Source organism: Virgibacillus sp. LDC-1 (assembly GCF_030137545.1).
Lineage (GTDB): Bacteria > Bacillota > Bacilli > Bacillales > Amphibacillaceae > LDC-1.
Window position 1 is genome coordinate 89,086 of record NZ_JARUVL010000002.1, and the last position, 23,573, is coordinate 112,658.

General features: G+C 37.7%; 26 protein-coding genes, 1 tRNA gene and 2 pseudogenes. 15 read left to right on the plus strand and 14 right to left on the minus strand.

Annotation, left to right across the window (positions count from 1 at the left end):
• Positions 1-223: 223 nt before the first annotated feature.
• The 5 genes and pseudogenes from QBK89_RS02155 to QBK89_RS02175 form a co-directional block, all read right to left on the minus strand.
• A complete protein-coding gene (locus tag QBK89_RS02155; RefSeq protein WP_284139636.1) occupies positions 224-1,096 on the minus strand; it encodes an alpha/beta fold hydrolase in 873 nt (290 codons plus the stop codon).
• An 88-nt stretch (positions 1,097-1,184) separates the two neighbouring features.
• Positions 1,185-1,533 (minus strand): annotated as a pseudogene (locus QBK89_RS02160) (GNAT family N-acetyltransferase).
• A 47-nt stretch (positions 1,534-1,580) separates the two neighbouring features.
• Positions 1,581-2,501: a Gfo/Idh/MocA family protein gene (locus QBK89_RS02165; protein ID WP_284139374.1), complete on the minus strand. Its 921-nt coding sequence runs from the start codon at positions 2,499-2,501 to the stop codon at positions 1,581-1,583.
• Between the two features lie 88 nt (positions 2,502-2,589).
• On the minus strand, positions 2,590-4,044 hold the full coding sequence (locus QBK89_RS02170) for an alkaline phosphatase family protein (RefSeq protein ID WP_284139375.1): 1,455 nt from the start codon (positions 4,042-4,044) through the stop codon (positions 2,590-2,592).
• 67 nt (positions 4,045-4,111) lie between these two features.
• Entirely contained in the window at positions 4,112-4,300 is a 189-nt protein-coding gene (locus QBK89_RS02175; protein WP_284139376.1) for a gamma-type small acid-soluble spore protein, read from the minus strand.
• Positions 4,301-4,723: 423 nt separating this feature from the next.
• Between QBK89_RS02175 and QBK89_RS02180 the strand changes: the two genes are divergently transcribed.
• The 4 genes from QBK89_RS02180 (at position 4,724) to QBK89_RS02195 (ending at position 7,933) form a co-directional block, all read left to right on the plus strand.
• On the plus strand, positions 4,724-6,319 hold the full coding sequence (locus QBK89_RS02180; RefSeq protein ID WP_284139377.1) for an aspartate:alanine exchanger family transporter: 1,596 nt from the start codon (positions 4,724-4,726) through the stop codon (positions 6,317-6,319).
• Positions 6,320-6,427: 108 nt separating this feature from the next.
• Positions 6,428-6,703 carry an efflux RND transporter periplasmic adaptor subunit gene (locus QBK89_RS02185; protein ID WP_284139378.1) on the plus strand — a complete coding sequence of 92 codons (276 nt, stop codon included), beginning with the start codon at positions 6,428-6,430 and terminating at the stop codon, positions 6,701-6,703.
• A gap of 271 nt (positions 6,704-6,974) precedes the next feature.
• Positions 6,975-7,679, plus strand: a complete 705-nt coding sequence (locus QBK89_RS02190; protein ID WP_284139637.1) for a Na-translocating system protein MpsC family protein — start codon at positions 6,975-6,977, stop codon at positions 7,677-7,679.
• Between the two features lie 86 nt (positions 7,680-7,765).
• The gene (locus QBK89_RS02195; protein WP_284139379.1) at positions 7,766-7,933 is read left to right on the plus strand and encodes a hypothetical protein; all 168 of its coding nucleotides are present in this window, start codon (positions 7,766-7,768) and stop codon (positions 7,931-7,933) included.
• A gap of 53 nt (positions 7,934-7,986) precedes the next feature.
• Here QBK89_RS02195 and QBK89_RS02200 read toward each other — a convergent pair whose 3' ends face one another.
• Entirely contained in the window at positions 7,987-8,970 is a 984-nt protein-coding gene (locus tag QBK89_RS02200) for a ring-cleaving dioxygenase (protein WP_284139380.1), read from the minus strand.
• Between the two features lie 166 nt (positions 8,971-9,136).
• Complete coding sequence (locus QBK89_RS02205) at positions 9,137-9,745, minus strand: alpha/beta hydrolase (protein WP_284139381.1); 609 nt, start codon at positions 9,743-9,745, stop codon at positions 9,137-9,139.
• A gap of 129 nt (positions 9,746-9,874) precedes the next feature.
• Here QBK89_RS02205 and QBK89_RS02210 point away from each other — a divergent pair, with 129 nt between their 5' ends.
• Together QBK89_RS02210 and QBK89_RS02215 are read left to right on the plus strand one after the other, a co-directional pair.
• Positions 9,875-10,843 carry a ring-cleaving dioxygenase gene (locus QBK89_RS02210; RefSeq protein ID WP_284139382.1) on the plus strand — a complete coding sequence of 323 codons (969 nt, stop codon included), beginning with the start codon at positions 9,875-9,877 and terminating at the stop codon, positions 10,841-10,843.
• 49 nt (positions 10,844-10,892) lie between these two features.
• Positions 10,893-11,348 (plus strand): MarR family winged helix-turn-helix transcriptional regulator, encoded by a 456-nt coding sequence (locus QBK89_RS02215; protein ID WP_284139638.1) that lies wholly within the window; start codon positions 10,893-10,895, stop codon positions 11,346-11,348.
• Between the two features lie 19 nt (positions 11,349-11,367).
• On the opposite strand, the pseudogene QBK89_RS02220 reads toward QBK89_RS02215, so the two are convergent.
• A pseudogene (locus QBK89_RS02220) lies at positions 11,368-11,625 on the minus strand (glutamate ligase domain-containing protein); the annotation flags it as partial.
• 179 nt (positions 11,626-11,804) lie between these two features.
• Between QBK89_RS02220 and QBK89_RS02225 the strand changes: the two are divergent.
• Positions 11,805-12,908, plus strand: a complete 1,104-nt coding sequence (locus QBK89_RS02225) for a glycerol dehydrogenase (RefSeq protein ID WP_284139383.1) — start codon at positions 11,805-11,807, stop codon at positions 12,906-12,908.
• Between the two features lie 133 nt (positions 12,909-13,041).
• On the opposite strand, the gene QBK89_RS02230 is transcribed toward QBK89_RS02225, so the two are convergent.
• Positions 13,042-13,164, minus strand: coding sequence for a hypothetical protein (locus tag QBK89_RS02230; protein WP_284139384.1), 123 nt, complete (start codon positions 13,162-13,164; stop codon positions 13,042-13,044).
• Between the two features lie 186 nt (positions 13,165-13,350).
• Here QBK89_RS02230 and QBK89_RS02235 point away from each other — a divergent pair, with 186 nt between their 5' ends.
• Positions 13,351-13,833 carry a hypothetical protein gene (locus QBK89_RS02235; protein ID WP_284139385.1) on the plus strand — a complete coding sequence of 161 codons (483 nt, stop codon included), beginning with the start codon at positions 13,351-13,353 and terminating at the stop codon, positions 13,831-13,833.
• A gap of 269 nt (positions 13,834-14,102) precedes the next feature.
• Here QBK89_RS02235 and QBK89_RS02240 read toward each other — a convergent pair whose 3' ends face one another.
• The gene (locus QBK89_RS02240; protein WP_284139386.1) at positions 14,103-14,900 is read right to left on the minus strand and encodes an SRPBCC family protein; all 798 of its coding nucleotides are present in this window, start codon (positions 14,898-14,900) and stop codon (positions 14,103-14,105) included.
• Positions 14,901-14,970: 70 nt separating this feature from the next.
• On the opposite strand from QBK89_RS02240, the gene QBK89_RS15080 reads away from it, so the two are divergent.
• Positions 14,971-15,183, plus strand: coding sequence for a spore coat protein (locus QBK89_RS15080; RefSeq protein WP_349774616.1), 213 nt, complete (start codon positions 14,971-14,973; stop codon positions 15,181-15,183).
• Between the two features lie 101 nt (positions 15,184-15,284).
• On the opposite strand, the gene QBK89_RS02250 is transcribed toward QBK89_RS15080, so the two are convergent.
• Positions 15,285-15,357 (minus strand) — tRNA-Val (locus QBK89_RS02250).
• A 262-nt stretch (positions 15,358-15,619) separates the two neighbouring features.
• Here QBK89_RS02250 and QBK89_RS02255 point away from each other — a divergent pair.
• From QBK89_RS02255 to QBK89_RS02280, 6 genes are all read left to right on the plus strand, one after another.
• Complete coding sequence (locus QBK89_RS02255; protein ID WP_284139387.1) at positions 15,620-17,353, plus strand: ABC transporter ATP-binding protein; 1,734 nt, start codon at positions 15,620-15,622, stop codon at positions 17,351-17,353.
• Positions 17,343-19,175 (plus strand): ABC transporter ATP-binding protein, encoded by a 1,833-nt coding sequence (locus QBK89_RS02260; RefSeq protein WP_284139388.1) that lies wholly within the window; start codon positions 17,343-17,345, stop codon positions 19,173-19,175. Before QBK89_RS02255 ends, QBK89_RS02260 begins: the two co-directional genes overlap by 11 nt.
• A gap of 138 nt (positions 19,176-19,313) precedes the next feature.
• Positions 19,314-20,039 carry an alpha/beta hydrolase gene (locus QBK89_RS02265; protein ID WP_284139389.1) on the plus strand — a complete coding sequence of 242 codons (726 nt, stop codon included), beginning with the start codon at positions 19,314-19,316 and terminating at the stop codon, positions 20,037-20,039.
• 141 nt (positions 20,040-20,180) lie between these two features.
• Positions 20,181-20,699 carry a YjcG family protein gene (locus QBK89_RS02270; protein WP_284139390.1) on the plus strand — a complete coding sequence of 173 codons (519 nt, stop codon included), beginning with the start codon at positions 20,181-20,183 and terminating at the stop codon, positions 20,697-20,699.
• Positions 20,696-21,127: a GNAT family N-acetyltransferase gene (locus QBK89_RS02275; protein ID WP_284139391.1), complete on the plus strand. Its 432-nt coding sequence runs from the start codon at positions 20,696-20,698 to the stop codon at positions 21,125-21,127. Before QBK89_RS02270 ends, QBK89_RS02275 begins: the two co-directional genes overlap by 4 nt.
• Before the next feature lie 140 nt (positions 21,128-21,267).
• The gene (locus QBK89_RS02280; RefSeq protein ID WP_284139392.1) at positions 21,268-21,972 is read left to right on the plus strand and encodes a DUF421 domain-containing protein; all 705 of its coding nucleotides are present in this window, start codon (positions 21,268-21,270) and stop codon (positions 21,970-21,972) included.
• A 56-nt stretch (positions 21,973-22,028) separates the two neighbouring features.
• Here the strand turns inward: QBK89_RS02280 and QBK89_RS02285 are convergent, their stop codons facing one another.
• From QBK89_RS02285 to QBK89_RS02295, 3 genes are all read right to left on the minus strand, one after another.
• Positions 22,029-22,292 carry a hypothetical protein gene (locus QBK89_RS02285; protein WP_284139393.1) on the minus strand — a complete coding sequence of 88 codons (264 nt, stop codon included), beginning with the start codon at positions 22,290-22,292 and terminating at the stop codon, positions 22,029-22,031.
• A gap of 111 nt (positions 22,293-22,403) precedes the next feature.
• On the minus strand, positions 22,404-22,610 hold the full coding sequence (locus tag QBK89_RS02290) for a hypothetical protein (protein WP_284139394.1): 207 nt from the start codon (positions 22,608-22,610) through the stop codon (positions 22,404-22,406).
• 369 nt (positions 22,611-22,979) lie between these two features.
• Positions 22,980-23,363, minus strand: coding sequence for a hypothetical protein (locus QBK89_RS02295; RefSeq protein ID WP_284139395.1), 384 nt, complete (start codon positions 23,361-23,363; stop codon positions 22,980-22,982).
• Between the last annotated feature and the right edge of the window lie 210 nt (positions 23,364-23,573).

Consider the following 23,573-nt stretch of genomic DNA (forward strand, 5'->3'; position numbering starts at 1 on the left):
TTTTATTTTCGTCTGAAATGTGTCATTTCATGATTTTCAATTTTTCTTGATTTCGTGCATGTACCAACAACAGTAGATATAACAATATATTTTTTATATAAAGGGGAAGGCATATTCACTCATTTTATATAAAAAAAGCCACTGTACAAATAATAGTGACTTTACATATATTTATAGTATGCCATCGTATGAAGATTATGGATTGAAAAATCACCTTTTATACTTACTTTCTTATCCGATGCTTCTCCAAGAAACCTACATATTTATTGGTGACTTCTTTACTTCCCTTTCCAATCCAGATTAGATGCCCTGGAGAATTAAGTACAAGTAATTCCGACGAGTTTATATGACGATGGGCATGATAAGCATGTTCGATTGGCACTGCTGCATCCTGTTCACTATGCATAATAAGCGTAGGTGTCGTAATGCATTGCAAAAGTTCTAACGTAATATCTTTCGTTTGATCAATATCTATCATAAATCCCTCATATGAGCGCTGGCGTTGGTTCATTTTTTTAAATGCTTCAATATCTGACTTCTCTATTTCGCTTTTGATTTGTTGATATGGTACAAGGCTAAAAGAACTCCACATTTGCTGGAATAAATAGTGTGGAGCACAAGCATTAAGAACTGCAATCATCCTCCAAGTCAGTCGTTCCGTTTTTGGATGAAACAATATTTTAGCAGTTTTATAAAGCATGTCACCTTTTTGATGCCAAACTTTCGAAACCGCACTTTGTAACGTAATAGTTTTAAACCGCTTAGGATATTTATAAGCAAGATAAATCCCGCTTGGACCTCCTGCTGACATACAAAGAAGATGCGTTTTTTCATGCCCCAGATAATCTAATAGATTTAAATAATATTGTGCAGCTGTTTCTAAACTTTTTCCAATTTCACGAGAAGTATTTCCATACCCTGCCCTTGACGGAGTAATAAGCGAGTAACCTTCTTCAATTAAAGCTTCATAACCAAACGCTTCCATGCAGTTTGAGTGCCCACCATGCATTACAAGTATGGGCTCATTTCCCTCTCCTACAATAGAATATTCCAATGTCATACCATTATGAGTGTAAGTACCAAGCTTTCTTTGCATACCACTGCATGGATAATGAAGTTGTAATGTCATTCTTTCACCCACTTTACAATAATTACAATCTGTAAATATTGACTTCTTCGTTTAATCAATCAACATACTCTTCTTGCAATAACCCCATAAAAACAATGTCATGCCAGTTTCCAGCTCTAAACAAACTCTGCCTAGCCGTTCCTTCCTGGACAAATCCTAGCTTTTGATATAATTAAATCGCCCGGTTATTGAAAGAAAACACACGTAAAGATACTCGATGGAGGTTCATTTCCCGGAATGCATAATATGATATTGGTTTTCGCGCTCGCTTGTCCAAGCATAATATTTTCGACGAACTGTGTGGTCTCTTCGATATCATAAACATCTAAAGATAGACTCGTAGATTGCATAATCGATGTATCGTTTCGCCAAGCATGATAAAGCGGGATATCCTCTAGCGACATTTTCCTCAATTTTACTTTAGATGCTTCAAACAACCTCCATACCTCCCTTAACTAAATTCAGAATTCTTTTCATGAATAGCATTTACAACTAATTCCGCGACAAGGTGCCGTTCTAAGTCTTCTGCATAGTCTTTTGGTTGAATCGTTTCCGTTCTAACCTTATGTAGAAAGCACTCGACAATATGGTGAAAGCCTCGTTTATATAAAGTTGGCTCCCAGTCATCACTTCCCTTTAAGGTCATTGTTTTATTTTGAAAGCTAGCTTCATCACGTATATTACGAACGGTTCTCGTTTCAGTTGTACTACAAATTTTTACCTGTTCCTCCGTAGTACCTGCTTCCCGATTCATTATCCCAATAGCGGTGCCTTCTTTTGCTTCTAACTGCAACATAACATGATGAAGTTGATTATCAGCCAGTTTGGCACGTACTCGGTAATGTTCTATTGAATAAGGAAATAAATAAAGTAACGTATCAATCACATGGATAAAATCATCGAAGATAAATGTTCGAGGATCTGCAGCCTGGTGTCCACGATGCTTTTCTACAATAAGCAAATTAGGATCTTTCACATCTTTTAATGCTTGATATGGCGGTGCAAAACGACGATTAAATCCAACCATTAAAAGGAGCCCTCTATCCTTTGCTTTTTGAATTAACCGCTCGGAAGAAGGCCCATCGTATGTAATCGGCTTATCAACATATACATGTAAATTATGATTCAATAGTTTATCAATTATAGCTTCATGCGATTCGGTAGATGAATGCACAAACACTGCTTTTACGCCACTGTTTACCAAATCCTCAAATGATGTGTAAATATGTTTAATACGATATTGTGCTGCAACTTCCTGTAGCGTATGTGCATTCCGCGTATAAACATGTAATTCTATTCCACTTAATTGTGTTAACACTGGAAGGTAGGCTTTTTTTGCAATGTCACCGATCCCTATCATACCAACTTTCATCCTTTTCACTCCTATTCCTATTTTGTTCACATCGTAGCATAAGTAAGAAGGAACAAACAAGCTACTCTCCAGATTCACACTAGTTCTTTTATTCGGTGAGCAATTTTAATATAAATGCTTTTAAATCAATGATACGATTATATGTTGGTGTTTGTTCTGTGCCCGCAATAATTAACGGAACAAGCGATTCTTGCTTATTTAATGAGCCATGAGCAGCACCACTTAAATGCGTTGGTGTTGATTGTGCTTTGAATTCACAACCCGACTGTGCATTAACTACTAGAAATCTTCCTTCCTGCGAAAATAAGGCACCATAGAGTCTTGCTAATGCATCAGGATAATCTCCGTAAATAAGCTTTGAATCGTTAATCGTCAAATCAAGTAATGTTAAATCCCCCGAAATCCGCCATGATTGCTTATACCTATCTTCTATATCGCCTCCCCTTTGGAACACAAGCGAATTCTTTTTTCCACCAGAAATAACCGTAATCGATTCATTCTCACGCCAAGCAATTACATCAATTCGTTGATCACGATGCAAGTAATTAGCAACCGCTTTTAGTTTAGTCCCCTCGTCTAGAACATAAATATAAGCCATCCGTTGATTTACACAAATTGCAAGCTGATCATTTTTCCTTACTGGGCGTTCAATTTGAGCAAGTTTATATGTTGATAGAAGCTTTCTTAAATCAATTACAACATTTCGACGCTTCGAACCTGTCGCCGCGTGCCCATTATCTCCAATAACAAGCCATATATTTTCATCGAGTGCATTTTTCCAGCTGTCGTACATATCCAATATTTTTTTAATCTCTTTGTCGACTTTTTTAATCCCTTTCATATCAAACGGGCCTTTTAAATGAATTCTTGCATCCATGTCCTGGAAAATACAAAACGTGAATCCAGGGAGCTTCTCTTCTTGGATCAAATAACGAAGCTCACGCGCAGCATATGTGAAGTTACCTGCAGTAATTTGTAAAGGTATCCCTCTTGGGCGTATTCGCGAAAAAACACCTAACGAAAAAATGGATGGTGTCAGGGTGCTAGCTTCTAGTTGTGTAAATGGACGTAATAACCGTGGTACATGCAGTTGTCGCGGAAAATTCCCACGATAAACAAACGAATTAATCGACGCTGTAGGTATTTCTAGCTTGGCCAATTCCTCGTGAATCGTTGTTACTTCCTTATTCATATGTACATTATTCAAACGATACAGCATATTATGTATGGTACGACGTGCACCAATCCGTATCGTCTCTCGAAAACCTGTACCGTAATTTACAAATGAATTCCAGGTCGTATCAAACCAGTGCAGACCCGGAATTTTATGCTCATTTGGATACGTACCTGTAAGTAGGCTCGTATCAATTGTGACAGACATTGTCGGAAACGAGGTTACAAGCTCATTGCTATAATATCCCTTTTCCATTAAAAACTTTAACGCTGGTGCTCGTCCAGTTTGGATAGCAGTTTCTAACGCTTGGGGCATAAGCGAATCTATATTTAGTAAAATAACAGGCTTTTGATTCTTTTCTTGCTCCATGAATTTATCCTCGCAATCTAAGGTTGACATTTCTAATGCTGTTCATTACTCAATTAAAACGTCATACTTACTCCGTTTTAGCTTGTTCCATTGATTTAGCATTCTGTTCTCTTACTTCTGCTACATCGGTATCACTATAAATCGATGTTCCATGACCACCCGTCGTTTTCGCTATCCATTCCTTTGCTTCATTGTAAGACATCTCAGCGTTGAAATCCTTCCTGTTCGTTTCCTTATTTGATGCTTCATTCTTCATTTTTTAAACCTCCAACATATAGCGTATGACACCCTACTTTTTTTACTGAAAATGAAACTTCTATCAGAGGAAAAAAGAAAGTCATCTTCCTATTATTTTACACCTTTCCCCATCGAACTATGTGCTTAATTCGATCTTTAATTAGTGAGAGCATATTACCTAATAGAAAACGTTATCATTGAAGAAATCGTGAATTTTCTACTTGTTTCCGTTTTAATCCAAATACTTATAGTACACTATACTTGAAGAAGCTTTGTACAAAACTTCAATCGGTGGATTTTCTTTTATCCCCACTGATTGTTCGTTAAACGAAGTTGGACTATTAACTTTCAGTTTAATCCCAAACTTTTCCTCTTATCTTTGCCTGATAGGCAAGTTGGAAGATGGGTTCCGCTAGTTACATAAGGGATAAAGGAGAAAACAATGGACGATATACTTCAACTACTTAATGAACCACTTATCTTAGTATTTGTGATCTTGTTTCTAGGCTCTTCTCTTGGACAAATAAAAATAAAAGGACTTAGTCTTGGAGCGGCTGGTGTTTTACTAGTTGCCATGGTCTTCGGTCATTTTGGTTACGAGGTCTCCCCGATTATTCAAAACTTAGGGCTTAGCTTATTCATTGTGGCAATTGGATTACAAGCTGGACCGCGCTTTTTTCGGATGCTCCGTTCGAATGGACTCGTTTTTGGAATGATTGCATTTTGTATTGTTATTGTATCTGTCGTTACGACCATTCTCGTTGCAAAAATCTTTCACTTATCCGCGCCATTAAGCGTTGGATTAATGACAGGTGCACTTACAAGCACACCCGGACTTGCCGCAGCGCTTCAAGCAACAAACGATCCCTTAGCCTCTGTTGGTTATGGGATAGCTTATCCTTTTGGTGTAATTGCTGTCGTATTATTTGTTCAGCTCTTACCACGCCTTCTGAAAGTCGATCTGCAAAAGGATTTAGAGGAAACAAATAATCCAATAAAGACAGCGCAATCTCCAGAAGTGATGACCTTTAAGGTGACAAATGCTGCGCTTCATAAAAAAACATTAAAGGAACTAGCCTTCAGCAAAAAATCGGTTGTCATTAGCCGTGTGATTCGGGACGAGCATACGATGATTGCGCTTCGTGATACTGTCATATTACTCGGTGATGAACTTGTGACAGTCGGGGTTCAAGGGGAGCTTATTGCTTTTGGAGCATATGTTGGAGAAAAAGTAGACACTCATTTAGACAATCCTGATAATATTCAACTACGAAAAATTACCGTTGATGCAGATGACGTAATCGGGAAAAGCATTAAAAAATTAAAGCTGCGTAGGAACTATGGAGCAACGGTGACACGGATTCAACGTGAAGGAATTGAACTTAATCAAAATGCAAATATGCCATTGCTTCGTGGCGATGTGCTAACGATCGTGAGCAGTGAAAGCAGATTAGATGAAGTGGAGAGGCTATTTACACGGAAAAAGCTTGCTGTAACTAACATTCATATTTTTTCTATTAGTATTACGTTGTTAATTGGTATCTTATTCGGAATGCTGCCTATTCATCTCCCAGGGCTTGGAACGATCACACTTGGTATAGCTGGTGGTCCCCTTTTTGTTGCACTCATTATTGGACACTTTGGTAAGCTAGGACCTATTCATGTACGCTATTATGGTCGATCGAACCACGTTATTCGTGAGCTAGGACTTGTATTGTTTTTAGCTGGTGCTGGGACAACAGCTGGTCAAGGCTTAGTTGAGGTTATTCAAACGGAAGGACTAAAGCTGATGGTTGGAGGAACATTCATTACTATTATCCCTATTATCGTAGGATATTTCATTGCCAAAAAAATCTTTAAGCTGAGTGTCATTCATTCGCTAGGAGCGCTTTCAGGTGGCATGACGAGTACGCCAGGGCTTGGAGCATTAAACCAACTCATTGATTCAGAGGATCCGGCAATCGCTTATGCAGCTGCTTATCCTTTTGCACTAATCTTTGTTGCTATCGCCGCTCAATTAATTGTTTTCTTTTTATAGTTTTCACTAAAAATACGTAAACAATGAATAGCTACAAGAAAAATTGATACATATCGATTCCCTTCCATGCGAAAACTAATTTTTATCACGTCTTAAGGAGGGATCGATTTGAATACGGAAAAGCTACAATTACAGCTTCAACATGTAAGCAGCAAAATAAAAGAAGCACAGGATGCCATTTTACAAGCACAAGGAACGAATAAAGCCTTATTAGAGCGAGCATACGAGCAGTTACATCAGGCAGAAGGCGAATTAAAAAACGCCCAGCAAACGTATGGCACAACAGCAATCAATCATCCACATTTCCAGCAAGCATACGAAGCGCTTCACGATACCCGTCAGCAGGTACAAGAAGCACAGCAAAATATTGACGATATTTTATAAGTTACCCATACGCAAAAGCCAAACTACAAGGAGTTTGGCTTTTTATCTCTCCCTGCTCTTCTTAGTGAACCAGTTTCGGCTGTAAGAAAAGAGTGAATCGCTATCACCATTTTCCATACCAACCCTCTGGATTCCCCTTATTCGCTTTTATAACATAATTATTGAAATCAAATAAAAGGTTTTGCTTGAACCTATTTGTGGTAATGTTACACTAAAAACTGGGAATGCAATATAATGTGCCTTCCTATATAAAAGGAATGAACAATTGAATATGAAAAACTTGGAATCACAAATTTCAAGCTCTGTAGGCAAATTACTTCGTTCGTATTTTGGTAAAGGTCCTCGCACCATTTACGTCTCTGTAAGCAACAAATTTATAACTATATATCTCCAACATTTTCTAGCACCGATGGAACAAGTTCTATTGAAGCAAAATAGTCTAGTGAAAGTGCAGGAAACACGAGATATTATGATGGAAGAATTAGTACCCGAGCTAAAAGTTCTTCTTTCTACCCAAATACAAATGCCCGTACAACAATTGTATTATGATTGGGATTTAGAAAAAGAATCAGGCATTATTTTTGCAGAATTAACAGAGAAGCAAAATGAAGAAAAATTACAAGTAAGCTTAGACTATGATGCGAAGGAAAAAGTACATGAAGAAATTGCCCGTTTTACAAAAAAGGCTCAAAAAACACCAAGAAATATTGTTTCATATAGATTAAATGAACGTACCATTATATCCAAAAGAGAAGACATTCTTGTTTTAATTGAAAAAGAACTTATCCGAACCGGATTTCGTGAACAGCTTCGATTAACAAAACGCAGATTAGAAAAGAATTTACTAAACAGAGAATTTATCGAAAGCGTTCTCCAACAAAAGATTCAAGATGTCTTTGTTGATTGGGATTTCGAAAAGAATATTGGTTATATTGTGTTTATCTTAGAAAAAGAAGAAATTGGTGGTAATGTCTAGACAATTTGCGCTAAGACATAAGCCGAAAAGGAAAGCATCCTTTTCGGTTTTTTTGTGCTTTAAGCCACACAAATAGGGGGAAAACAATGTATAAAATCATTGCTATTGGAAAGAACAGTGTGCAAGCAACTGTTTCTGAAAATGAAGAAGCGCTTGTTTTTAAAACGATAGAAGAAGCAGAACAATATGTTGTAACGCTAAATACAGATTTACTTTTACCTACCAATTATAAGTTCATCATCGAAGAACTTTAATATGCAAAAAAAGGATTGCCACTTAAAATGGTGGCAATCCATGTAATAAAGGCTTATTCGTACTCTTTCTCAAAAATCTTCGTGCTTCTAGTTGTATCAATTGGTCGAACAATCTGTTCAATTTCTTCCCGCTTCGACTCTAAAAAAGGTGGAAGGGCTAGCTTTTCGCCTAACGTTTCATATGGCTCATCCCCAGTAAACCCAGGTCCATCAGTTGCGAACTCAAATAAAATCTGTGGAGCTACCCGCGCATATAACGATTCAAAATAGAACCGATCCACATGACCAGAATTAGGTAAACGAAATCGATTTAGTCTTTCTGTCCATTCGTCTAATACCGCTCGATTATCTACTCGGAATGCAACATGATGGACGGTCCCATACCCTTGGATTGCATGCGGCGCTGTTGTATTATGCTCAACGATAACCTGTGCACCATTTCCTCCTTCTCCAACCTCAAATAAATGAAATGAATCTTCACTTGCAATTTCCTCAAATAACAGAACTTCCTCTAGTATCTGTTTGAAAAAAGCGTAATTATCTACTCGTACAAAAACAGGACCAAGCCCTGTGATAGCGTACTCTAAAGGAATAGGTCCCTTTTGCCACGGTGTGCCTGCTGCAACGCCCTTGTTTAACGAATCAGAAATTAGCTGATAATGCTGATCATCAAAATCACTAAACGCTAACGTCTTCTTACCAAACTGCTCTTGAATCCCTGTATGTGCTATCTGTAATCGGTCAAAACGTTTTTCCCAATACGTAAGTGCCTCATCCGAAGGTACACGAAACGATGTTTTCGAAATTTCATTCGTTCCATGTTTTCCTTTTTGCACATTAGGAAAATCAAAGAATGTTATGTCTGTTCCAGGACTTCCTTTATCATCCGCGAAAAACAAATGATACGTACGTATATCATCTTGATTTACCGTCTTCTTTACTAATCGCATTCCAAGCACATACGTAAAGAATGTATAATTTTTTTCTGCGCTACTTGTCATTGCTGTTACATGATGAATTCCTTTTAAATGATTCATATGCCTCACTCCTAAATATATTGTAATAAATCCAACTTTCGCGGTATCACTGGATAAACTAAATTATTAAAAACTATATCCAATTGGAATTTCTTTTTGTTCTTCACCACTAGTAATATGCAGAACAAGACAGAATAGCTGAAAATAGTCGACTCATCCTTGGTTATTAAATGCGCATTCCATGATTCCACCAGCTTGTAACCTCGGAAACTTCCGACTCACGCAGTTCATGTCCACCATCTGTAAGAAATAATGATACAGATGCACCTGATTCCGTTAACTGTCTTTTTAATGTTACAGCTTCTCCTGGTGCAACGATATGGTCTGTTGCCCCAGCAGTGATAAAAACAGGTACGTTTGACAAGTTAGCATGACTTATCGCATGTGGTGAAGCACTTGGATGCAGCAGAACCGCACTTTGAAAATGCTCAGGAGAATGAAGCAGCAGGTTAACAGCCATATTCGCCCCATTCGAATAGCCAATTAAATGAAGGCGTGTTTCTCCAGCCTGATATTCCTTCAATTTCTGTTCTATAAATTGGAGCATAATTTGGGTACGTGCTTTTAAATCGATTTTATCAAATGAACCATCTTTTAATCGCTTAAAATATCTGCGTTGCCCATTTTCGATCACATTCCCTCTTATTCCGAATACTGAAAAATAAGGATTTACGTTTCCTGCAACCCTTAACAAGTCCGTTTCTCTTCCCCCAGTTCCATGGAATAAAATAAATGTATCTGCTGAATGCTTGCTTCTATGAAAAAAGTATCGCACCCCTTCACCCTCACCAAATAGATATAGAAGTTGACTTCCTTTAAGTTTACCTCTAAACTGATAATACATAATCATTTATTTTTTTGCAAGTAACAATGCTTCAACTTATCACAAAGAGGAGGAACTCCGATGCAATTAACTGGAATTCACCATATATCTTCACTCACTGCAAACGCTGAACAAAATTTACACTTCTACACAAATATATTAGGGCTTCGTCTAGTTAAAAAAACGGTTAACCAAGATAATACATCGAATTATCATCTGTTTTATGGTGATGAAAAAGGAAGCCCTGGTACAGAATTGACTTTTTTTGAGATTCCAAATTTGGCTGTCAATCATCCAGGGACAAATAGTATTTCCAATATATCACTTCGTGTTGCATCAAATAAGGCACTTACATTTTGGAAAAATCGGTTTGAGCAGTTTAACGTAGATCACGATGAGATTACAAACCAGTTTCACAATGCTGTACTCTCCTTCCGTGATCCAGAGGGGCATCGTATGACATTGGTTTCTGATGAGCATGACAAAGGGCTAATAGGTGGAAAGCCCTGGTCTAACAAGGATATCCCCGAAGAATTTGCCATTATCGGCCTTGGACCGGTAACATTAACCGTTCGCTATTACGAGCCTACTTTTCAAGTGCTAACTGACCTGATGGGTTATAGAGCTGTTGGGAGTTATTCCTCTAACAATAACCCTGATTCGATCATTCATGTATTGGAAACTGGTCAAGGAGGAAACGGGACAGCCATTCATCTGGAAGAACGAAAGGATCTCCCTGAAGAAAGACAAGGTCGGGGTGGTGTGCATCATGTAGCATTCCGTGTTCAGACAGAAGAAGAACTAAAGCAATGGGTTGCACATATCGAGGAGGATGGCTTTCAAAGTTCAGGTTTCATTGATCGATACTATTTTCGTTCCCTATATTTTCGTGAACCAAATGGCATTTTATTTGAACTAGCGACAGATGGACCAGGTTTTATGATCGACGAATCATTAGAGCATTTAGGTGAGCAGCTCTCCCTTCCTCCATTTTTAGAAGCACAGCGACATCAAATTGTGGCAAAGCTAAAGCCATTACCAACTAAATAAACGTAATCACAGAAAACTCATGGAGAGTAGGCTATGGATAATGACAGAAATGAATGATGTATGGAATTTAACTCAAAAAGAAAAACGGCTCGGTTTAATGCTCTGGTTTCGTCTTTCGCGCGTATACAACCATAGCATTCGGAAAAATAATGATTTCCTTAAAAAATGGGGACTAACGAGTGCTCAATTTGATGTACTCATTCAAGTGGGAGTTCATCATGCCATTACGCAAAAAGAGCTTGGCGAAAAGCTTTTTGTTACAAAGGGCAACATCACCCAATTAATCACGAAAATGGAGAAGCTCGGTTGGGTTACACGAGAACGAAATTGGAAAACAAAAACGATTGCTCTGACAGAAGAGGGAAAATCCCTAATGGCAGAAATTGTTCCAGAACAAGAGCAATTTCAAGCCTCCCAGTTTCTAGGACTTGATGCAAATGAACAACGCGAGCTTATCGAGTTATTAAAAAAAGTTCAAAAAAGCATGGAAACGGAGCTCTCTTAGCTGAAAGAGAGCTCCACATTCAATAAAGTTTTTGTTGAATCTTTTCTCGTGCATGCTCTGCATCGTCAAATGGTATCGTTTGATTCTTAATAATTTGATATGTTTCGTGTCCTTTCCCCGCAATAAGTACCACATCCCCAGTAGTTGCCATATCAATCGCTTGCTGAATAGCTTTATCTCGGTCTACCACAAGTGCATAGGATAGAAAAGACTTTTGTTGTAACCCTTCTTCTATATCTTTTAAGATCGAAGTAGGATTTTCTGAGCGAGGATTGTCTTATATACGTGGTCAAACGTATCCTAATATACACCACTCCCAACTATACCTTGTAATTTATTTTCAATCCAGGTATCTAATCTTTTAACTTCTTAAAAGTGAAATAACAATAATAAAAGTGTTTTTTAATAGAGATATCGGGAAAACTATTCATAGAAAAAATAAAGGAGTGGATAGCTGTGAGTGAACGTATTTTTATAAGTCCTGCTAAATATGTACAAGGAAAGCATGTAATTCAACGAATTGGTCATTTTGTAAAGGAATTTGGAGAACAAGCGATTCTTATAGCCGATAAAACGGTTTGGAAAATTGCTGGTAATGATGTAGTTAAACATTTGAAACAGGAAAAAATCGAAACAGAAGAGATTGTTTTCAAAGGGGAATCTTCGGTATCTGAAATTAAGCGTATTGCCTCGGTTGCAAATAGTAAGAATGCAAAGATTGTAATCGGTGTCGGCGGTGGAAAAACAATTGATACTGCTAAAGCTGTTTCAGATGAGGTTAAAGGTTATATGGTCATTGTGCCAACAACTGCTTCAACTGACGCGCCAACGAGTGCACTATCTGTTGTATATACAGATAAAGGAACTTTTGAAGGATATCGTTTTTATCGTAAGAATCCGGATTTAGTGTTAGTCGATACGAAAATCATTGCTGAAGCACCACCACGTCTATTAACTTCTGGTATTGCTGATGCCTTAGCCACTTGGGTAGAAGCTCGCAGTGTCATTAATGCTGGTGGTAAAACGATGGCTGGCGGGAGTACAACGATCGCTGCAAAAGCGATTGCTGAAAAATGTGAAGAAACTCTATTTCGATATGCAGTCCTCGCGTATCAGTCGGCAAAAGCAAAATCCGTTACACCAGCATTAGAAGAAGTAGTCGAGGCGAATACATTGCTTAGTGGTCTTGGTTTTGAAAGTGGTGGACTAGCAGCAGCACACGCGATTCACAACGGATTCACCGCGTTGCATGGAGACATTCATAATCTCACACACGGAGAAAAGGTCGCCTTCGGAACGCTTGTTCAGCTTACTTTAGAACAGCATAGCATTCACGAAATCGAACGCTACATTGAGTTATATATTAGCTTAGATTTACCAGTTACATTGGAAGATATTAAATTAAAGAATGCATCACAAGAAGATATTAGAAAAGTCGCTGAAGCAGCAACTGTTGAGGGCGAAACCATTCACCAAGCATTTAACATTACTGCCGACGATGTCGTCGATGCTATTTATGCTACTGACCAATATGCAAGGGCATATAAAGAAAAACGTTAAATTATTTACAACAGCCTGTAGTCTAAAAAAGCTACAGGCTGTTTCATATTATCTACCCTTATATAATAGCAGCTCATCTCCCTGCTTTCTAAAAATAAAAAGCACCCATCCAATTGGACAGGTACTGTAACGGTTATTTTGAATTTTTATTAGGGCCAGAACGTCCCTCTAAGCGTGAATCTTTCTTACTTGTATTCGTTGTGTTCTCTTTGCTAACTTCACCGGGTTTTACTCTACCTTTGTCTTTTTCAGCCATGAGAGCACCTCCTTTGCTTATACGTTATACCCTTTCTATTCTCTATTAAACGATTCTAGTAAATCTTCCTACTTTCATCCTGTGCACTGTAGATCAAAAGCACTGATTTAATAGAGATAGGTTTAATATCAACTCGCACGGGCTATTAAACACCTATACATCATGATAGAAAGAGGTACATCTTATATGTTTGCATGGGACGATTTTTACACAGCATTTTGGGCATTCTTTGTTTTGCTCCCTTTGGTAACACTTATACATCAGCTTGGCCATTACCTTATGGCATTGCTCTTTGGAGGCAATTCAGAGCTTGTAGTAGGTAGAGGAAAGACGCTATTTGAAATCGGTACGTCGATAAAAGTTAGAGCTTTTTATTTTCTAGATTCCGCATGTCATTACGAATCTTTAAAAATAGACAATCGACTAACGCATATTTTAGTACATGCTGGTGGTATTCTGCTAAACTTAATTTCTGTAATTATAGTCAATAGCTTGATCATGATTGGTTGGCTACCAGAGCTGCAATTCTTTTATCAGTTTGGATACTTTTCTGTGTACTATATATTTTTTGCTTTATTCCCTGTTCAATATTCTGAGACGCATGCAAGCGATGGAAAGCAAATCATTAATATTTTTAAAAAATATGAGCCATCTGATATATTTGATTAACTAGAAAGAGCACTCTCTCAGGTTGGGACATTGAGGGAGTGTTTTCACTTTCTTCTTCGACAAATAAGACTCAGATGTGTCTGCATAAACGTATCCATTTTTCATGCCTCGTTGAAGGCTTTCTTCACAAAGTTTTTAATTCGGTTCCAGACAGACTAACATAAGAACCGTCCAAAGTAAGAACAATTCTTTAACACATTCACCAAGATATCGTGTATCATGTTAAAATTCTATCCTTGCTTGTAGGAAAAATATGTTGTTCTCTCTATTTATTCCGATAACAAGCTGTAGGTAACCAATTTATCATCTTCTAAGTAAGTATTCTTTATGCTGCTGATTTTACCGTCTTTCCAGCCTATAAATAATTGCATTTTGACAAATCCATCTCGTATTCCCTTTTCGTCAACAACATTAAAGCCCTTTTCTGCGAATTGTTTATCTAACGGATTCTTATACTCATCTATAGCTCCAATATCATATCTCCATAAATGGGAAGCATTTGTATCGTCTACCCCTACCGCATCTGCTTCTCCAAGTAGATCGATTACATCACTTTCTGTCATTCCAATTTCTAGATTATCTTTAATAAACTCATTTTCAAATCTAGCTCTTTCATACTCTACATCGTATACATATTCTATGAATCTCTCGAATTGTTCATTATAAACGTATTTAAACGACCACTTAAACATATGTGTGGCTAGTTTATATATCCAATTCGAAGGAACTAAAGAAACGTTAACAATAAAATTTGTACCTTCTGGTGTTTCTTCCATACTATATTCTGTCTTACTAATCCCCTCTTTTGTTTCAGTTTCAACTGAAGCATAGTTTGGTGGATCATATTTTGTATATTTCCCTTGCAACTCATATACTTTTTTCCCTATTTTTTGTCTCGTAATGAAAGTTGCCCCTTCTCCTAAGTCATCTTCACTTCCATCGTAAATATTTTCGATTATTTGTGTATTCCATTTTAAGACATGTTCATCTTTATTCAAACATTCTGATACTAAATCAATATTGGTATATATTTCTGCTTCAAAACGGAAACAGTGAATTTCTTTCATCTCATCCTTCTCCTATTCATTTTCATCGATTAATTATACTATGACCAGGAAATATTTACTATATTGTTTTATGGAATATTCTTCTTTATTTGTCCGAGATTTTTTCTTAAAACGGATAATTATAAATGCTCGGCTATTTCTAGTCCCTCTTCCCCATCAGCAGCTTCTTATTGAAGGCTCAAACGATGTAGAAGTAACAACCTCTGATACAGATGTGGCTGTATCCATTCAAGTTCTTCTTCAAATCCTAATTGCATTAGTTGCCCAATTGGATATTTTATAAGAAAAATAGGAGACCGTTATTAAATAGCGGTCTCCTTCTATTACTGGTTTTAAAACCAGTAATAAAAAATACCAAGAGTCTTAACCTCTTGGTATAACTAGTGATTCCGATTGGGCTCGAACCAACGACCTCTACCCTGTCAAGGTAGCGCTCTCCCAACTGAGCTACGGAATCGTATGGGATTTAACTGCACTATTTATTATAGGTAGTTCATCCCCTTCTGTCAATCTATTTTCACTTCATCACTACGCATGCTATTGTTTTTATGTAGCTCTCTCACATTATCTAGTGAATAATCCTAGAAAGGATCATCCTCTCCCCTTTTACTTCTATTCCCGAAATACATTCATGGATATATCATTTTAATTCCGATATAATAAAATGAAAATTATGATTGCATTTCTGAATTTACATATAAATGGAGGTTACCTCACAAGTGAGAACTGTTTTATCTTTTCTTAAACCATATAAAATCGCTATTGTTATTGCATATGCGTTAACATTAATTGAATTATCTGTGGAGCTGCTACTCCCTTTTTTTCTTGGTAAAATGATTGATTCTGGTGTTATGAATAAGGATGTTCAAACAATTATCAAGTGGGGAAGCATCATGATTGCGCTCGCATTCATCTCGTTTATAGCAGGGATTCTAAACACCTTCTTTGCTTCCCATACAAGCTGGGGCTTTGCCTATAACATTCGGAAAAAGTTATTTGAGAAAGTCCAGGCATTCTCATTCGCTAGCTTAAATCAATATCCAACATCTGGGCTTGTTACACGCTTTACAAACGATGTTCGGCAAATTCAAAATACCATTTTTATGGCGCTACGTATTATGTCAAAAGCACCTTTAATTGTAATCGGTGGGGTCATTATGGCATTCGTCGTTAACGCTAAGCTTGCTTTGATTTTCTGTATTACAGTCCCTTTATTAGTAGGCTTTTTACTGTGGGTGTTGAAAAAAGCTACCTTTATGTTCGATGGCGTGCAAAAGAGCGTTGATAAAGTAAACCGTGTCATGCAAGAGAATCTCGCAGGAATGCGGTTAATTAAAGCGTTCTTACGACGAAATCATGAAGAAACGCGCTTCCATAAAGCAAATAAGGCGTTAGCAGATACAACACAAACTACCTTTCGCTTTATCGAGTCTTCCATGCCTGTCCTTTTGTTCATTATGAATCTAAGTCTTATTTCCATTCTTTGGTTTGGGAATATGCAGGCAGTAGCAGGAACGACAGCGGTCGGTGATGTTGTTGCGATCGTCAACTATGCGATGCGCGTAGCGATGGCGATTTCGATGTTTACATTTATTATTCTAGCCTTTTCACGGGCAAAAGCATCTGCTGAACGCATTGAGGATGTATTATCTGTTGAGATTGACCTCAAGGATCATCATGATGCCGACCAGCAGCAAGTAATCAAACAAGGGAAGATTTCTTTTAACGATGTATCCTTTTCCTATCCGCTTGCTGATGACGTGGTACTTGATCATGTTACCTTTTCTGTTGCACCAAGAGAAAAACTCGCGATTATTGGTGCAACAGGATCTGGGAAAACATCGCTTTTCCAGCTGTTGCCCCGATTATATGATGCAAAAGAAGGATCCATTTCCATTGATGATAAGCCAATTACAACGTATTCGTTAGATCATTTGCGACAAAGCATTGGATATGTTCCGCAAAGCCCACTTTTATTCACGGGAACAATTGCTGATAATATCGCATGGGGGAAAAAGAACGCAACAAGGAATGAGGTTATCCAAGCGGCGACCGCTGCACAAATACATGATACGATCATGACGCTACCGAACCAATATGAAACAAAGGTAGGTCAAAAAGGGGTCAATCTATCCGGTGGTCAAAAGCAACGTATCTCAATTGCAAGAGCCTTAATTCGAAATCCAAAAATATTAATGCTCGATGACAGCACGAGTGCACTCGATTTAGCAACAGAAGCGAATTTATTGCAGGCAATGAATAATTATCAAAGTACAATGCTCATCATTACCCAAAAAGTATCTACAGCAATGAAAGCAGATCGCATTCTTTTAATGGACCAGGGAAGGCTGCTGGCAGTTGGCTCACATAAAGCGCTCATTAAAACCTCTGATCTCTACCGAAGAATCGTAGCATCCCAATTTGGGAAGGAGGAGATTCAGCATGCTGAATGAAGTAAAGCGGCCTTTTCAATATAAAAAAATCCCCTTGGATACTGTTGCAAACAATAAACGCAACAAGGCCAAGGATGCAGCAGGTACAATTAAACGAATTAGTGCATATCTTGCCCGCGAAAAGGTAACGTTAACACTCGTTATCCTCGCAGTTATGGCTAGCTCAGGGCTAAGCCTTTTAGGACCGTTTATGATTGGGATGGCGATTGATGATTTTATCGTTACAAAGAAAAGTGCTGGCTTAGGAATCCTGCTACTTTTATTAATTGGAATCTTTCTCCTTCATTCTCTATCGATCTTTTTACAAAATTACTGGATGGTTGGTATTGCACAAAAAACTGTATTTACCTTGAGGAAAGAGCTCTTTCAGCAATTTCATCGGCTTCCGATTCGGTATTTTGACAAACGGCAGCATGGTGAATTAATGAGTCGAATTACGAATGATATTGATAATGTCAACAATACGCTAAATCAGTCAGTCATCCAGATTTTCTCGAGTGTGCTTACACTCATTGGAACCATTGCTGTCATGCTTTATTTAAGCCCTTTGCTAACCGGAGTGACAATGACAATTATTCCAATCATGTATATTGCGATGCGCTGGATTACAAAACGTACCGGCCCATTGTATAAGGTCCAACAAAAGGATTTAGGCACACTCAATGGCTATGTAGAAGAAACTGTTTCTGGACAACATATTATCAAAGCCTTTTCACAGGAAGAGCGTGTGAAAGCGGAATTTGATGAAAAGAGTAAAAAGCTTGTTCACTCCGGATTTTGGGCATTAACGATTTCTGGATTCATACCAAAAGTAATGAACATGTTAAACTTTTTAAGCTTTGCACTTATTGCACTTGTTGGTGGTTTATTGGCAATTAAAGGCTATGTAACGGTTGGTGTAATCGTTATATTTACTGAATATGCTCGCCAATTTACAAGACCATTAAACGAGCTTTCCAATCAATTTAATATTTTATTATCTGCTGTTGCAGGTGCAGAACGCGTATTTCAAGTGCTTGATGAGACACAGGAAGAAACAGATGAACAACAAGCAATAACTTTATCCGCAACAAAAGGACATATGGTATTTAATGCCGTTACCTTCGGCTACGAGGATACAGCTATCCTGAAGAAGGTTAGCTTTGAAGCAAAGCCTGGCGAATCTATTGCCTTCGTCGGACATACTGGAGCAGGAAAAACGACCATTATTAATCTTATTGCACGTTTTTACAATTACGATGCTGGACAAATAACCTTGGATGGCATCGATATCAAAAAAATAAAACGTTCCAGTCTTCGTAGTCATATGGCATTTGTTTTACAAGACGCTTTTCTATTCCAAGCTTCCATACGGGAAAATATCCGCTACGGACGACTTGATGCAACTGACGAGGAAGTTGAACAAGCAGCGCAAAATGCGAATGCACATGATTTTATCACACAGCTACCACATGGCTATGATACGATCCTTGATCAGGATGGAAGTGGAATAAGCCAAGGTCAAAAACAGCTCCTTACAATTGCGCGAGCATTTATTGCCAAGCCTTCCATTCTTATATTAGATGAGGCAACAAGTAATATCGATACGATTACAGAATTAAAAATTCAAGCTGCACTTGATCGCCTCATGCAGGGAAGAACGAGCTTCATTATTGCTCACCGTCTCAATACGATACAAAACGCCGATAAAATCATCTTGCTTGAGCACGGGGAAATCCAAGAGCAAGGCAGCCATAAGGAACTAATTCAACAAAAAGGAAAATATGCTGCACTCTATCAAGGGCAGCTGCAAGGAAAACAAGGCGAAGAACTATACCAATAGCCTATGGAATATTCAGACTTTTAATGATAAACTAGAGAACAAGCTTTGGATTACTCAAAAAAGATTGACCTGTATAATAAAGGGGAAATATAAATTAATAGATGTGTCCAAGCTGTGATTCTAATTGGGGTGTACAAAGTGGGAAGAAAAGGAAAAATGATCGAACAAGAAATAAACAGTACGTATCTAAATGAAGCAATGGTAATTAAAATTTATCAGCCTGAGACATTTTCACCGCTATATAAATATCATGTTTGTATGATGCAGGATGGAAATGATTATTTTCAAATGGGACGTGTTGCTACATTTAGTGACAGGCTTCATGGGGACAAAGAAATCGAAAACACCGTTTTTGTCGGAATTCATTATCAGGATCGATTTGATCGCAGAAAAAAATACCATCCATCAGGAGAGCAACAAGCAGCCTATATGCAATTTCTTGTACATGAAGTCGTCCCAATGCTTGATCGTCTCCTTCCTACGTATCATATGGGACAATCACGAGCATTAATGGGCGATTCACTTGCAGGTACATTAGCATTAATGACTGCATTAAAATATCCAAATACGTTTGGCAAAGTAATTATGCAATCACCTTATGTAGATAAAACCGTACTAGAAGCTGTCAGCAATGCATCTAATATAGCAACCATAGACATATACCATACGATTGGTGCAGATGAAACAGCTGTTCAAACATTAGACAATCCTGAGGTCGATTTTTTAACACCAAATAGGCAGCTAAATAAGCTTTTAGTAGAAAAGGGCGCTATTTACCATTATAAGGAATTACCAGAAGGCGTACACACATGGAAGTATTGGCAAAAGGACTTGCCAAACGCATTAAAGCAAATGTTTCAGTAGAATTTTTAGCTAAAATGTTATTTATTAACAAAAATATAGTATCATTCTCTAAATTCACGGAAGTTTTTTGTTATAATAAACCGTATACACTAAAGGTCACGGAGAATGGTATGTAGAAAATATAAAATAGGAGGTTTTACAATGAGATATGGTATTGCTATTTTTCCATCCAAAGAAATCCAAGATGAAGCGAATTCATATAGAAAACGCTATGACCCACATTATGCACTAATTCCACCTCACATTACCATTAAAGAAGCATTTGAAGCAGACGATCATACAATAAATGAGCTCGTTATAGAATTAAAGAAAATCGCAAACGCTACAGATCCATTTTCTATTTCAATTAAGAAGGTTAGCTCCTTCGTCCCAGTAACGAACACAATCTACTTAAAGGTAGAACCAATGAAAGAGCTAGATGATCTATATGCGCACATGCATTCTGGCAAGTTCCCTAAAAGTAATGAGCATCCGTTTGTCCCCCATATTACGATTGGTCAGAATTTATTACATGATGAGTATTCTGATGTTTTTGGAAGCTTGAAAATGAAAACCTTTAATTTTGAGGATCGTATCGATCGCTTTCAGCTTTTGTATCAATTGGAAAATGGATCATGGACAGTATATGAAAGCTTTGTCTTTGGAAAGGAACAGCTGTGAACATCCAAATCGCAACAAGCCAAGCAGAAATCGATGATGCATTCTACGTTCGAATGGTCGTATTCGTTGAAGAGCAGCATGTACCTCCAGAAGAAGAACTCGATGACTTTGACCAAGAATCGATTCATTTTATTGGCTATGAAAACAAGATGCCTATTGTAGCAAGCCGACTACGCTTCGTTGATAACTACGGGAAACTAGAACGCATCTGTGTTCTTAAAGAAGCCCGTGGAAAAAGTTACGGAAAACAGATGATTAAAGAAATGGAAGCGGTAATCGAGAAGCACGGGTACACGAGAGCAAAGCTAAACGCCCAAACACATGCAATTGCGTTTTATGAACGACTAGGATATACGGTCATTTCAGAGGAATTTATCGATGCTGGTATTCCACATGTTACCATGCTGAAAGAACTCGTAAACCGATAATGAATTTTCATAATGAATTATAAATTCTACACGAACAACAGGCTCTCCGCATAGAGCCTGATTTTTTATTGGTGAAACGCATGACTTCCCTTTAACTGGTTACGCTAAGACTATTATGATATTGCGTTAGGGGGACAGACATGCATTCGTATTTGCTAATGTTCGTTGATACGATTTTTGGTTTTTTTGCCTTGTTTGTGCTAACTAAAATTCTCGGTAAAACCCAAATGTCACAGCTTACAGCATTTGACTTTATTTCGGCAGTTATATTAGGTGAGCTCGTGGGAAACGCCTTGTTCGATAAAGAAGCAGGCATCCTAGAAATTGCCTTTGTCATTATTTTATGGGGTGGATTATTATATGGTGTAGAAATTACCACGCAGAGGTTTAAACGTACAAGGTATTTGTTAGAAGGAAAGCCTTCTCTCGTTATCCATAAAGGAAATATTATCCGCAAAGAAATGAAGAAAAATAAAATTGATATTGGCGAGCTACAGCATTTATTGCGCGTAAAGGATGTTTTTTCTGTGCAAGAAGTAGAATACGCCATTCTAGAAACGAATGGACAATTGTCTGTTTTAAAGAAAGCCGACTATCAGTCACCAAATAAAAAAGATTTAAATGTTTATCCAACGGAACCGTTCTTACCCTTCACAGTTGTTAGTGATGGGGAGATACTAATGGATAATATCATTGAAGCTGGATTAACAGAAGAATGGCTTCATAACGAGATAAAACGGCAAGGTTATACTAGTGTAAAAGATATTTTTTATGGTGAATATGTAAAAGGACAAAAGCTCTTTCTTCAGCCATTCATTGAAGAGAAAAAAAGAGAAAGCGATTAATCAGGGATGCTTTTTCATATATAAAAGGCAAGTGCGATTTGCACTTGCCTTTTATATTATACGTGTTCATTTATATAATAGCCCTTCCCTGTAAATAACGGGAAAGAGTCTTTACCTCGTGCTTCCTCAAACAATTTTTGTTGATAATATTTTGGGAAAGCACCACTTGCTTGCTTTGGCTCTTCTTTTACATCTTCATATTGTGATTCAAACACAACCTTATAAGGTTTTTCAACGGTAGGAATAGAATTGGTTGGTTTGTTTAGACGACTCTGATAATCCGTATATTGAAAGCTTTGAATTGGTAGGATATACCCCATATAAATACCCCCTCCAGCAAATGCCTTTTCTCTTACTATATGATTCGTTAAACAACAAAAATTTATGACTTATTTAGCTATACCCTTTCTTATACATGATGAAACCTATTATCAATCACCAAATTGCTTTTCTAAATCCTTCATGATTTTTTCAAGCTGCTGCATTTGCTCAAGAAACCCGGTATTCCATGAACTCATCATTTTATCGAAGTCAAGCATTCTTCCCTCGGGGTATTGAAACCATTTTTCATTTTTATCTAAATGCTTTTCTATAATATCCAACTGTTTGACAAATGGAATTTCTGGCTTTTCTGCCATGTTATCGCCTCCTCCTCAACATTACGGGGCATACCATACCAACACTTTTTATGAGCTAACAGCTACTAGATGTCTGTCCATATTTTCAAAAAAAAGAGGCTGGGACAAAACAATTTTATACCCAAAAATCCAAGCGAAATATGGACGACATTCATTTAAAATTAATAAAGTAGATTTATCTAGCAGTTGAAATGAGTAAGACTCCAGCGGGAACAGTTTGAGCCGATGACTTGCTTATGCCAGTGGTAAAAAGCAGATCGATATTCAAACTGCAAGGAATTATTCGGATTTTTGATACAAATGCGCTTGTTTTGTCTCATCCTTAAAAGCAGTTGGGCTACGAACAGGTAATAAGCTGTGCTTTAATGATTAAATCCAAGAAAATGGCCTTCGCTCACGACGATCATCATTACTTTCCTCATCTTCGTGACTGCTGCTTTCATGTGACTCCGATTCCTTGCTTGCTGATTCAACATGCTCCGGCTCTCTTCTCATCGGTCTACCCCAAAATGGATCTACGCGTTCTCTATTGGAGGACTCTCCTTCCTCCCCTTCTTCTCCACGCTGTCTTCTCATCGAAGTTTGATTATGAGATTCTCTCCCATCTTCTCTGCTTTCGTGCTCACGATCATCGGGACCGAATCCCCAAAATGGTGATTTACGACGCGGTGGAGGTGGCTGCTCAAGATGTACTTGATCTGCCTTAATGACAAGATCCCGCACATGGATTACCTTTTTATTTTTTTCGGACATCCTGCTATCACTCCTTTTGCATGTTAGTCGTTAATAGTTTATGTGGTCAAAAGTGGAATGTATGGACGATTGCCCGTATTTACGAATTAATTTAGAAGTTGGATTCAGCAGCTTTTTTCTTGTTTTTTCTAAATTCAAACAGCTGCCCACACCTTCCAAGCGACCGTACATATTCTATTAGGGATAAGTCATCAAACACAAGAAAGGAGA